The organism is Anaerolineales bacterium (genome assembly GCA_037382465.1).
GTDB lineage: Bacteria > Chloroflexota > Anaerolineae > Anaerolineales > E44-bin32 > WVZH01.
Genome location: JARRPX010000015.1, coordinates 26280 through 39242 on the forward strand (window position 1 = coordinate 26280; position 12963 = coordinate 39242).

General features: G+C 55.5%; 10 protein-coding genes. 1 reads left to right on the top strand and 9 read right to left on the bottom strand.

Features of this window, described 5'->3' with window-relative positions; all coding sequences use genetic code 11:
- The first annotated feature begins 91 nt into the window (after positions 1 to 91).
- Positions 92 to 1702, top strand: coding sequence for a glycosyltransferase family 39 protein (locus tag P8Z34_05895; protein ID MEJ2550198.1), 1611 nt, complete (start codon positions 92 to 94; stop codon positions 1700 to 1702).
- A gap of 194 nt (positions 1703 to 1896) precedes the next feature.
- Here P8Z34_05895 and P8Z34_05900 read toward each other — a convergent pair whose 3' ends face one another.
- From P8Z34_05900 to P8Z34_05940, 9 genes are all read right to left on the bottom strand, one after another.
- A complete protein-coding gene (locus P8Z34_05900) occupies positions 1897 to 3564 on the bottom strand; it encodes a helicase-associated domain-containing protein (protein MEJ2550199.1) in 1668 nt (555 codons plus the stop codon).
- 57 nt (positions 3565 to 3621) lie between these two features.
- Entirely contained in the window at positions 3622 to 4536 is a 915-nt protein-coding gene (locus tag P8Z34_05905; GenBank protein ID MEJ2550200.1) for a diacylglycerol kinase family lipid kinase, read from the bottom strand.
- A 622-nt stretch (positions 4537 to 5158) separates the two neighbouring features.
- Entirely contained in the window at positions 5159 to 5761 is a 603-nt protein-coding gene (locus P8Z34_05910; GenBank protein MEJ2550201.1) for an HAD family phosphatase, read from the bottom strand.
- A gap of 104 nt (positions 5762 to 5865) precedes the next feature.
- Positions 5866 to 6891: a GNAT family N-acetyltransferase gene (locus P8Z34_05915; GenBank protein ID MEJ2550202.1), complete on the bottom strand. Its 1026-nt coding sequence runs from the start codon at positions 6889 to 6891 to the stop codon at positions 5866 to 5868.
- A gap of 24 nt (positions 6892 to 6915) precedes the next feature.
- Positions 6916 to 7956 carry a GNAT family N-acetyltransferase gene (locus tag P8Z34_05920; GenBank protein ID MEJ2550203.1) on the bottom strand — a complete coding sequence of 347 codons (1041 nt, stop codon included), beginning with the start codon at positions 7954 to 7956 and terminating at the stop codon, positions 6916 to 6918.
- Positions 7957 to 7983: 27 nt separating this feature from the next.
- Positions 7984 to 8811, bottom strand: coding sequence for an ABC transporter permease (locus P8Z34_05925; GenBank protein ID MEJ2550204.1), 828 nt, complete (start codon positions 8809 to 8811; stop codon positions 7984 to 7986).
- Between the two features lie 50 nt (positions 8812 to 8861).
- Positions 8862 to 9701, bottom strand: coding sequence for an ABC transporter ATP-binding protein (locus P8Z34_05930; GenBank protein ID MEJ2550205.1), 840 nt, complete (start codon positions 9699 to 9701; stop codon positions 8862 to 8864).
- A 306-nt stretch (positions 9702 to 10007) separates the two neighbouring features.
- Positions 10008 to 11873, bottom strand: coding sequence for a cation:proton antiporter (locus P8Z34_05935; protein ID MEJ2550206.1), 1866 nt, complete (start codon positions 11871 to 11873; stop codon positions 10008 to 10010).
- A 56-nt stretch (positions 11874 to 11929) separates the two neighbouring features.
- Positions 11930 to 12955, bottom strand: coding sequence for a homoserine dehydrogenase (locus tag P8Z34_05940; protein ID MEJ2550207.1), 1026 nt, complete (start codon positions 12953 to 12955; stop codon positions 11930 to 11932).
- Between the last annotated feature and the right edge of the window lie 8 nt (positions 12956 to 12963).

Below are 12963 nucleotides of genomic sequence, written 5' to 3' on the forward strand. Positions count from 1 at the left end.
TCCCCTGATGATGAAGATCACCTTTATAATCTACAGCCCGTTTCGCTGCACTTTACTAAACAATGGATCAATAATTTAGGAGCCTTGGAACATGCCAAGTGTAATTCGGTACTCTGGGAGCGTAAATGAAGATCGATCTAAACGATCTGGTTTGTTGAGCTTCCTTTATTGCTGTGCGCTGCTTTTGTGTGGATTGCTGGCTACTTATTTACTTTCCCTCGCGATGAAAAGTGGTATGGGAATAAGCAGCGATTCAATTGCCTACATCGGCGTTTCCGAGCACATCGTCGCTGGGAAAGGTTTGAATTGGATCGGTGGGGATGGAACATTACAGCCAATGACACATTTTCCTCCGCTGTATCCCTTATTGCTTGCCGGGATTCAGACTGCGGGATTGAGCAGTATTGAGGCGGCAAGATGGATTAACGACCTAGCCTTTGGTGCGAATGTTTTCATGATTGGCTGGTTCATTTTCCGCATAAGTGGCAACTTCTTCGCCCCGATCGTAGGTTCTCTTTTAGCTGCGTGCTCACCGATCATGATTTCTTGGCACAGCATGGCCATGTCGGAGCCTATTTTTATCACTTTCTTGCTTGTTGGGATGGGTTTGTTGAGCAAGTACTTCGAGCGAAAAAGGGTGATTCTGCTGATTGGTGCTGGAGTGTTATTTGGTTTGCATTATCTGACCCGATATGCGGGCTTGTCAATAATTGTTGCGTCAACACTCGCTATTTTCCTTAGTCGGGCATTCAATACAAAACAGAAAATTCGATCCATTCTAATGTTTTTGCTTGTATGCATTACCCCAATGATGGTTTGGATGGTGCGCAATATGTACTTGGCAGGCAATTTCACAAATCGAAGGATACTCTGGCACCCTCCAAGTGTGTCAAAAGTGAAACACGCATTTGCGATATTTTGGGAATGGATCGTTCCATATAAGTTCACCTACACAGTGCTATATGGAATTATTTTTAGTCTGTTGATAACGGCCATCTTTCTCGTCATCTACTATCGTAAACTAGGCAAAGAAAAATGTATAAAAAAGGTAGATCGTGCACTAAAGAATAGCTTACTCATCATTCTGATACTCTACGCCTTATGTTATTCACTCCTTATTTTGGCAACGATGACCTTTTTTGATGCGTCAACTCCAATGGACACGCGGATAACTTTACCCTTGTACATTGTCTTTTTGATCCTGATGCCCTCCGCGCTAACAATCCTTTTTCGAGGGAGAAGTAAACCACTAAAATACATCTTGTTGTGTACCTTGAGTGGACTCCTTCTGGTTTCGTATATTCACAGAAGCGTTGAACTGATTGATGTGATCAGCGTATATCCCCGCGGATATGGTTCGGAATCGAAACAGCAATTTGCAGATATCGATGAATTACGTGAACTTCCAGCTGACACTGTAATTTATACAAACAATATCGAAGGTTTGTATTTCCAATTTAACCTGTATGGGCATCGGACTCCAATTGGATTCGATAGTGTCACGATGTTAAACAAACCACAATATAAACAAGAGTTGACACAGATGCGGGAATTATTAGAAACCGAAAAAGCTGTATTGGTTCTATTCTTTACACATATACGAATTACACCGTCTGAATGGACAGATGGCTTGAAACTGTGGTGGGAATATCAGGGAACGGCTCTGTATGCTGCGAAGGATTTTTACGATCGGAATCCTTAGGTGAGGCTTACCGTCGAGGTTTCAAACATTTCCCTTGTTAATGCGTGATTGTAGTATGCGACGTATCCTGTTTTACAGTTACGTGTCGCAAGATCATTTTCGGGGATATATTCGATTGTGATTGATATATTGAGCTACTGAATCTGATCAACGATCCTCAAATCCTAAATACAAATTCATTCCCTATTTGTGAATCATTCTACGGCCGGCGGCTCGATGAGAAGTCCCAATCTCGCTGCGGCCGTACAGAGATGCATCCAATCCTGCTCGCGGATGAGGATCACCGTCGGCCCGAGGGTTTCCTGTAGATAGCGGGCGGTCGATCGATTGTTCTGCAGAAATTCCAAAGTCTGCGTATCGTGCACCTGCAGGATCAGATTGCGTTCGATCCAGGCTTCCGATCCCCTTTCGGACCAGCGCTCCAGTGCTTCGATTAACGTGGGCGGCATGTCTTTTTCAACGGCAGATTCAAGGATGGAAAGGATGTGGCTGTATTCCAAGCCCTGGTCCTTCGCGACGTCCAGCGTGGTGGGGGTGATTCGGTAGTGATAGTTGTCTTCGTCTATCGATTCCCACTTCGTAAAACGTGCAATTTGATATCGCAATGATCTCACGGCGCGCCGTGGTACACGCAGGCGTGCGTCCGCCCATATGGACGCTGAGGCCGAACTTTCCTTGATCGTGAGCGCTGTTTCACTGTCGAAGAAGAGCGAAACGGCCGGCGTGAGACGGAAGAACGCCGCGGCATCGTGCTCAGACAGCATTCCAAGGTCGGTTACGCCCAGCCAATGGAGTGGCCCCAGCAGCATGTACCGCAGCATTGCGCCATCGATTGCATCCCAATCGTCGAAGCCGTGCAGGATCGAACCCGTGCGTTTGTCTTTGAAATACCAGGAACTGAAGTCTCCTGCCGGACGCTGGAAAGCCGGCTGTCGTATGCGTACGTCCTCCACGAAGCCGTCCAACCCCCACCAGGTTCCGTGGGGGATTTCCTGCATCAGTTGGAGCGCCGCACGACGGGAAGTGCTCGGGTCGTTCGGCCAACGATCCCCCGAGCGTTCCAGGTATTCGATACCCTGCAGGTCGTTCCATTCCGTGGATCGAAGCCAGGTGAGCAGCAGAGTTTTCAGCGCCTCCGCCCGGGTGGCTTCGAGGAATGCCCGCGTGTTTTCCGGATGCGGAGCGAGCGGTTTGTCGTTAAGAATGGAGGCCTCGCGCAGAATACAGATCAAGAAATCGAGCGAATCGGGTTGCAGTAGAAATGTCGCCAGACGGCTGCGTCGCTGCTGGCTGAGTGTATCGCTCTTCTCGGGATTTTTTCGTAGGGCTGCAAGAATCGTCGTGGCGTCATCCACGGCAGCCGATGAAGTTGCGATGCGGACGGCGGGTGTTTCTGAGGGATGGCCATACGGTTCGCGTTCGTGCCGGGACGGTTGTGGGAGTATGTGGGCCAGATCGTTGGGAATGTATGCGAACTCCATCGGGCCGGTTTCGCTGTCCCCAAAGGCGCGTGCGATCAGGCCTCGATACCACAACGATTCGAGCGGAGATGCGGGAGATCGCCATGGTTTGTCCCGATCACGGCGGGCGGCACCCATCTCGCGCAGCGGCCCAAACATGCGTATTAAATCGGAAAGCGGCGCCTGGTCTCCGTGGCGTTGGATGTAGACGAGTGTTTTGCGTACACCGGAGGGCAAAGACTGGACGATCTCTTGCGCGGTGGGCGGATCCAGCATTTGCTTGGTGAGTGATTGCGCCGCGTGGCGCGAGGAAGCGGAGGGAACGTCAAATCCCCAGAGTTCAGATATGATCCGTAGGTGACCGAGGTCATAATCTTCGAGCGTTCGCTGTAAGGTCCTCATGGCTGCAGTACGCAGTTTCGCGCTTGTCCCACTTGTCTGCAAGTGCCTCGCGCCGGGCTAGCGGATAATCTGGATCGCCTGCGGCAGCACGTCGACTTTCAGGCGCTGTATTTTTGAGCTGAATCCGGCGAAAACCTCACCGTCGATGTGCGCCGTGAACGGATCGTCGGACACGAGATCGAGCTGGCGAAACGAACCCAGGCGGACCGGTTCGAAGCGGCCGTGCGTGCCGCGCATCACTTCTGGTATGAGACGGAACATCATCGGACGGGATACGTGCCGGATCATGGCGTAGTTGAAGATGCCGTCGTCCGATTTTGCTCCCGGTGCGACGTAGAAGCCACCCCCTTCGCGCGGACCGTTGCAAAGCACCAGCATGAGCACGTTTTGCTCGAACTTTTCCGTGTCCGTTGTAATGATCATATGCGGTGCGTCGTGGTTGCGCAAGATGGTTTGAATTACCGCCCACAGGTACATGCCGAAGCCTTTGATGCGGGTAATGCTGTAGGAATGGATCGTAACCGCAGCATCGAAGCCGATCCCCAGCGTGTTGTCGACAAATTCCGTACGCCCCGAATCATCCGTTACCCGACCCAGATCGATCGAACCGGTCTCGCCGGCGTAGACGCGCTGCATGGCGATCTCGGCGTCTTCCGCGATTCCGTTGTTCGAACAGAAATCATTGCCCGATCCAAGGGGCACGGCAGCCAATTTGGGACGGCTCTCGGCCGGCGTGTGCATCAATCCATTTACGACTTCGTGAACCGTACCGTCGCCGCCGAGGGCAGCGATCACTTCAAAACCGTCCCGGCACGCTTGTTCCGCAAGCTCGGTGGCGTGTCCGGGGTATTCCGTTGCCGCCCAGGAGCCACCGCCGCTACGCTCGACGATCGACTGCAGGACCATGGCTGTGTTCCAGGCCCGGCCGCGATTGGCGTGTGGATTGAAGATCAGTTTTATTTTTGTGTCCATGACATCGGCTCCCTCGCTGCGGTCGGAATTCGTCGTTCGTTCGTGCGGCTACCGGTCGTTATTTGGACGGCTGAGGTTATATCGGATAGCCAATAGTACTTTTTTTAAGCCTAACGTTCCTTGACTTATCGCGTTGTGGTTATTAAATTGAAGTTGTGCGAGCTCCAGGGCACCAATAGATCGATTGTCTTCGTCGGCCTTGGCTAATTCCGGCTCCGTCCCTGAACCGCCAAAGAAAGAGCGTGCGTTTCAGGAAAAGATAGCGCCGACCTGCTGGAAATATGCCCTTCCGTTAAGGTTTATCGACGATGGCGTCCCGACGAGAGCGGCAGTGTCGGGCTATCTTGAGGATGGCAGGGAGCTCGTCGGCGTTGTTCCTCATCCGATGCTCAAGTGACTTTCTCCGATTTTTAGATCGTAAAACTCCCAATGTCCTCGGAAAATAGACCACGAACGTTACTTCACCAAGTTGGTCTTATGTTCTCAACAAGAATCAACCCTCAAGATAAATGGAGGGTGCGACGTTTCGAGAAGATTCGCGGGCAGCTTTTCTTGGCAAAATTTGGGTGATTTTTACTGATCTCTGGGAACGCCCATTCAAATCCCGGCGGTTACGGGCGAGCTATCCTTCGAGGATGGCTTTTATTTCTCGTATCGTCTGGGCCGGTGTCTGGAAGTGGATCGCCTGCAAACCAACGGCTCTTGCTCCAAGGATGTTCTCCGGGAAATCGTCGACGAAGACGGCTTGTTCAGGATTGACGTTCAGCCGTTCGATGGTGCGTTGGTAGATGCGTGCGTCCGGTTTTGCGATGCCGACTTCGGCCGAAATGACGATCTCATCGAACGCATCCGCGATGTGCCAAGTATTTCGCAGCACCTCTCTCAGATCCGGCCAAGCGTTGCTGAGTAACGCGGTCTTGTATCTGGGGCGTAAATCACGGATGAACTGCACCAGTTCCCAGTCCACCCGATCACCCTTCCAGAAGTCGCGTTCCAATTCCGGGCGCGCTTCAGGAGGCAGGCCGAGTTGTTCGATGACCCAGTTCCAGACGTCATCCGGGCGTGCTTCTCCGAGTGTGGCTTTGCGCCCCATCTCGCCCTCGAAAACGATTTGCGATAGTCTTCGGTCGGGCAGCCCGAGTTTCTTTTCCCAATGCGTTCTTCCGCTTTGGTCGTGCGTGCGCACGATGACGCCGCCCAGGTCCCAGATGACAGCTTTTAACATGACCCCGTCGATTTCCATGTCAGTTATTCGCGCCGGCTTGATCGATCAGCAAGCAGATTGTATCCGAAAGTACGCCGCTTGCGATCGTGATCGGTTGGCCGCATTCAGAGCGACTCGGTCGCCAGTTCAACACCGGAACGAAGTTCGAGGGCGTACGTCAGCCGGTTGCGTTCGACGTGCATTCCCGCCCGTTTGTAGAGGCGCAGGGCGCCGGTGAGATTTTCGGCGTCCACACCCAGCCCCACGCCCTGTTTGCCGCGGCGGCGAAACTCGACAAAGGCATGCCGCAGGAGCGCCAAACCGAGTCCCCTCCGGCGCCAGGGCCTACGCACACACAATTCTCCAACCCAACCGATCGCTGCGTCGTCGTCGGCTTCCGGTCTGCACAATGCCATGCCTGCGATTTCTTCGCCGTCGACGGCCAAAAACCACAAGGAAGGATCGAAACCGTCGCGATTGACGAGAAAATGCAACCAGCGATCGAACCCTTGTTCAAAGGTGGTTTCTACGTAACCCCAATGATCTCGGAACGCTTCGTCGTTTGCCAGGTAAACGGCTTCAGCGTCTTTGGCGTGATTGTACGTCCGCAGGCCGATTCCCCGGGGCCAGGTTGACTCGGATAGCGGTCCGTTGAAATCGATGCGCATGCGATAGGCTCGTCGAATCAAGCGCATTCCGAAATCTTCGAACAGGCCCTGGCTCGCCTGGTGATCGCCGTATGTGCCGCAGTACATGGCGATACGATACGGTTCGGGAACGCGGTCGAAAGTGGCTTCGATGGCGCGCGCTTTGCCCCAACGAAGCATCGCCGTTCCGATACCCTGTCCTTCCCATCGAGGATCCACCCGCGCCCAGACCCAGGGGTGAACGGGAGGGTCGAAAATTGCCCAGACTTCAACGCAGCCAACGATCGTGTCGTCCTTTGACAACACGAGGCGCGTGTCGTGTTCGAGTTCGAATCCGGGCGCCTGCCATTCGCGGCGGTATTTGGTGGGCGTGAATTCGTCCACGCCGATCATCTTCTGCGAACAACGATTGAACATGCTCACAGTTTCTTCGAGATCGTCCATCGTTGCCGGACGGACGTTGAAGCCCCTGCGTTCGAAAGCTGAAAAAGGTGTTGGCTTCATATGCGCTTCTCTTTCTTGCGGTACTCATCCGCGGGTCGAATCTGTCTGATCGATACTGTTCCGGTAGGTCGTATAGCGTTTCACCGACTTGTATCCGACGCTCTCGTATAACTGCAGTGCACCGTTGGGATTCCGTGTGTCGACGCCCAGACACGCTTCCTGCATGCCCATGCCCTTGAGCGAGTGCAGGGATTGGGTGAGCAGTGCACGAGCGAGACCTCGTCTGCGCCAGGGTCGGCGAACGCAGACGTTCTCCGTATAGCCGCGCTTTCGACCGTATTGTCGATTTTCGGCGTGGTCGATGAAGTTCAGAACCATCCCGGCGACTTGATCCCCGTCCCATGCGACTTCCCACAACTCAGGTTGGAAACTGTCGCTTTTCTGCCACCATTCGTAGGCCGACTCCGACACCGGAACGTAGCCCCAATGGTCGCGGAACGCTTCGTCCATCGCTTCCCATACCAGACGGTAGTCTTCAGGTTTCACCGGGCGGATCTCCAAACCCGGGGGCAACGGTTTTCGCTCGATGTGTTCCGAAAGCGGCCGCAGCATGTCGTAATCGAATCGGATTGGCCGGTAGCCGTGCGATTCCAGCATCGTCATCGAACTGGTGTCGCTGTCCGCAGCCCAGGTCTGGAAAAACCGTGGACCGTTCGAACGATGGCTCTTTGCGAGCGTGCGCAAGCGTTGCTGTGCGAACTGAAGCAGCGCGGTGCCGATTCCCATGTGGCGCCAGCGCGGCAGGACGTGTCCGATGTGATGGTAGATGCGCGGTCCCGGCTCTTCCTGATTCCAATGAACCCGGACGAAGGCAAGGGCATCACCCGCCGCTTCTGCGATCAGCACGTTCTTGAAGGGATTGAAATGATCGAGGTACGCAAAGGTGCGCGCGGCATCCTCCTCACTCCAACGAAAATCGATAGCCTCGACGTCGTAGCAACGCTGCGTGATGTCCGCGATGATGGCGATGTCATTCTCGCCGCGATAGAGCCGGTAGCGCACATCCACCTGCATGGGAAATGTGCTTCTCTCTATGGGTTTTCTCTGTACGTGTTCCTGCAACATATTTCTACCTCTTCAATGTAACTTGAATCATCCATCTCGGCTCAGTTTCCCGGTGCGTTTTGCGTAGCGTTCGGCTACACGGAAGATCTGTAGACCCATGGGAATGGCGATCACACCGATGAGCAGCGCCGGCCAGATATCCGACCACAAGCTGCCGAGTGCGGTGCCATCGAGCATGGCGGAACGCACCCCCTGCAGCACGTACGTCGCAGGCGAGAAGACCGCCGCTTTCTGCAGCAGATCCGGGAGCACGTCGATCGGGTAGTAGACCCCGGAGATGAGCAGCAGTGTGGCGATGATCACGTGCGTCATCTGCGCGCCGCGCTCCGGAAAGAGCAGCGGCAAAATCGAGCCGACGATCCCCACACCGATGAACGAGAGACTGCCGGAAAGCAGTACGACAGTTGCGCCGAAGATGTTGGCCTGGGCGAGGTTGATGTCGAAAAGCTCAACTGTCACCAGCAAGATGACGCTCGTGAATAAAAAACTGTACACGACGGCGAACATCGTCTGCCCGGTCATGTGCGTGATGCGGCGGATTGGGGCCATGAGGGTGTACTCGATCGTGCCCTCCCAGCGTTCCAGTCCAATGATGTCGGTGATCCAGTAAAAGATCGTCGCCAGATAGCGCCATACGAGTGTCCCGATCACCAGGTACAGTACGAGGAAACGCCCGTCAACACCTTCGCCGCCCACCTGTTCCATGCCCATGCCGATGTAACTCACCGACAGGCTGTTGGTGATCGAATAGGTCATCCAGACCATCTCCCAGGACCAGTAGCGTTTCACCAGATAGATGTTGCGCTCCACAAATGCGTAGGAAGCTCTCATTTCTTGAAATGCTGACGATACCATTTTTGCTTTGCCTCCTTGATTGCTTCGTTGCGGACAAAGGCGGGCGTCTCTCAGTCCACCTTTGTCCCATTTCCGTTCGGTTTGGCCAGCTTCTTCCCCGTGAGTTCGAGGAACACGTCCTCCAGGGTCGGTTCGTGGCCGTTGGTCGCCTTGACCAGCTTCTTCAATCGAGCCGGCGTGTCCATGGCCACGACCTTGCCCAGATCCATGATGGCGATGCGATCACACAGTTTGTCCGCCTCGAGCATGTCGTGCGTCGTCAGCAAGATCGTCGTGCCGTCCTGATCGCGCACTTCACGTACCAGGGCCTGAACCTCACGTTTGGAGTGTGGATCCAACCCGGTGGTCGGTTCGTCGAGCAGCAGGATGGCCGGCCGGGTGAGCAAGGCGCGCGCGATGGCGACTTTCTGCTGCATACCGCGCGACATTTCCTCGATCGGTTTTCCGGCGGATTCACGCTCGAGGCCCAGACGCTCCAGGAGTTCAAGCGCACGCTGGCGGGCTTTACGATTGTTCAAACCGTAGAGATGCGCGGCGTAGCTCAAGTTCTCCATCGGGGACAATTTTTTGAAGAATGCCGCCTCGACGGATACCCGATTGATCAAGCGTTGGACTTTGATCGGTTCTCGGACGACATCGTACCCCAGAATGGTCACATCGCCGCCGTCCGGCAAGAGCAGCGTGGCGATCACGCGCACCAACGTGGATTTGCCGGAACCATTCGGTCCCAGGACGCCGAAGATCTCGCCTCGTTTCACTTGAAAGGAGACGTGATCGACGGCCACGGTCGCGCCGTCCTGGCCGTTTTTCTCCTTGCGGCGCCAGAGAAGAAGGTTGGGTTTGTTGAAAATCTTGTATGCGTTCCGGACATCAATCGCTTTTTGATTCACCGAGATTCTCCTTTATAAACAAATCGGCCGCGGTTTTCCGCGGCCAAAAGTCGGACGAAAATAAAAAACCGCGGGCGCTGGAGCGCACCGCGGTCTCGTGAATACGAGATGGTTACCTGTCGGTAGGCGCACTCCGCGAAGGCATGCTGGCAACGAGTCCAATATCGGACTGAATGCGAAGCACCTGGATACTGCTGAGGCGAATTTTCATCATTCGGTGCGCCTTCCTTTCTTGAAAGATGTGCCTAGTCTACTGTAAAACGATACCATCGTCAACCCTGTCGTCCCAAATGATTGCACTCTTCGCTACGGCATCTGCAGCAAGGCGATCGCCTGCTCGACCGAATCGGGGCTGCCGATCAGGCCGATGCGGTCTCCGAGTTGGAGAACGGTATCGCTGTGCGGCACGGAGACGCTTTCCTCGTGCTGGATGCTCAATATGAGTGCGTTGCCGGGCAAGCGAATCTTGCGCATGGGAATCCCGGCCAGCCGGGAATTGCTGCAGTATACCTCTCCAACTTCGACGTCGGCCGTGTCGTGCAGCAGGATATCGAACGCCAACGGATAGCGAATGGCGCCTTCGAGCGCCATCGCAGTCGCGAGCGCAGGCTGAACGACTTTCACACCCAAGTTTTGAAGCTGCGGGATCAATTCGACGTCGCTGATGCGTGAAATCACCAGGGGGATGTCGAAGGTCAGGCGGGCGAGGCTGCATACCTCCAGAGTTTCTGTGGAACTGCTGGTCAGGTCGAGCAGGACGCGGGCCGTCGCGGCATCCGCTACGGTCAATGCGGAATGGAAATCCGTACAGTTGCGGTGGATCGTCACTTTAAGCTTTTCAAAGGCTGGGATGCGGCTTTCGTCCGGGCAGATAACGGAAACCCGTTCGCCGCTCGGCAGCAGGCGTTCAGCCAGGAATTCGGCCATCTGATCTTGCCCCAGGATGATCACGCCCTGGCGGACGGCTTCTTCGCTTTTCGGATAGAGTCGGTTAAAGAGGAGTGGTGCGAAAGTGCAGGAGATGATGGCGAGCAGGATGATGGCGGCGTTCAGCGCCTCGCTGATCACGCCCAGATCGCGGGCGATCGATGCGGCGGCGATGATCAAAGAGAGCCGGGCGGAGAGCAGGAAACCCGCCGCAAGCGATGCGCGCCACGGGAACTGGAAACGGAAGATCGACGCCGGGATGACTTTGACCAAAGCGGCCAAGACAACGAGCACCGGTATGAGCAGCAGGGCGGAAGGAGATTCGATCAGCGCGCTCAGATCGAATTCTACGCCGACCATGATGAAGAAAATGGGGATGAAGAAGCCGTAGCCGATGGCGTCGAGTTTCTCACGTGATTCGACGTCCGTCGATCCGGCGATCAGGCTGGCAATCGCACCGGCCAAAAACGCTCCGAGGATCAGCTCCACACCGAGCGCCTCGGCAAGCACCACCCAGGAAACCATCAGGGCGAAAGCGCCGCGAACGCGAATTTGGGCCGTGGCGCTGGAGAGGTCACTGAGAATCCGGCGTAGGAAAGCCGCCTCGGTGAAACGCTGCCCGATCCTTGCCGCCAGCACGAACAGCGACAATAACGCTGGAATAAGCAGCAGATCGAGCGTCAGTCCCTGGCTGTTTATGGCGATGACGATGGTCAGCAACAGCAGGGTGACGAAATCGGCGATGGAGGCTGCCACCAACAAATACTGCCCATAACGCGAGTCCAGGATTTCTCTTTCCTTGAGCACCGGGACGACGACGCCGAGCGAGGTCGTGCTGAGAATCAGCGCCATCAAGAGCGGATTTTGGACGCCGTCCAGCAACGATAGGGCGTACGCGCCCAGCAGCGCAAGCCCGAGGGTGCCCGTCAGCAGAATGAAGGCGACGGGGAGCGGTTGTTTCCACCACGCATGCTTTGCGCTGTTTCCGCGCGTGGGCAGCAGCAAATTAAAATCCACTTCCAATCCCGAGAGGAACATCAGGTAGGCAAACCCGAATTCGGCAAGGAATTGCAGAATGGGTGAACTGTCGACCAGGTTGAAGCCGCTGTGGCCGATGATCACGCCGGCGAATATTTCGCCGACGACGATGGGGAGACGCAAGCGTCGGATGCGGCTGGTGAGAATGGGAACGACCACGGCCAGCACCGTGATCAGCAAGAGTGCAGAATAAGGATTGTGATCCAAATGTGATTCTCCCGAATATCGCAGATCGAATAGGTGATGCCTAGACGTGCCGGTTGCTACTTGAATGCCTGGATGAAATCTGCCAAGAGTCCGTAGGCGGTTGTCCGCGTGCTGGGGTTGGATTCGACGATCGTGAGATCGCCGAGCACGTCGCTGCGGAAAGTGATGGCACAGGATGTGCCCTGCACGTCGAAAAGCGGATTCTCGGGTCCCACAAGCGTAGGCCGCACGCTGGCGTGGATTCCCCCATCGTGTTTCTCCGCGCGGCAGAGCAGTTTCCAGCGCGTTCTCTCCGCCGCAGCCGATAGGACGTCCTGTGGATCGATATTTTCGATACCCTCACGTTCGACCTGATCCGGTGTGAGCGGGGATCCAATGAGCACGGTGACCAGAGCCGCCACTTTGATGGCGGCGTCCCATCCCTGTGTGTCTCCCTGCGGATCGCTTTCGGCGATGCCGATGGCTTCGGCGGCGGCGACCGATTCCTCGAAGGACTTCCCGTCTTCCATGAGGGACAGGATAAGGTTGGTGGTCGAGTTCAGGATGCCCTCGAAGGAAAGGATTTCGGCGGCCGGAAGTGTTTCTCGCCAGGTTGCAAATACCGGGGCGCCGTCCATCACCGTGGATTCGAACAGGAAGCGCTTGCCGTGCTCCTTCGCCAGCACGGTCAATTGGTCGAAGGCATGGACCACGGGTCCCTTGTTGGCCGTAATGGCGTGCATTCCGTTTTCCAACGCGGTGCGGATGTGGTCGATTGCCGGTTGGCCGCTCTGGTAGTTGACGGGCGTATTTTCGAAGAGAACGTCCGCGCCGCATCTGCGGACGAAATCGAGGCTATCCTCCGGCGTCTCTACCGTCGAGAGCCGGGAGAGCGATACTCCTCGGCCGGCGAGATCGAGGGCTTTCTCGAGCTCGATACCCTGTGAATCCAGCGCCGTCCCGTGACGTCCCGTAGCGATGCCCACGACACGCCAGGCGATGCCGTGTCTGTCGCGCAGAGTCTTTTGCTTATCGAGCAAGAGGCGCGCCAATGCCTGGCCGACGTTACCGAATCCGATAAAAGCGATTTTTACGTCCTGCATGCTACCTC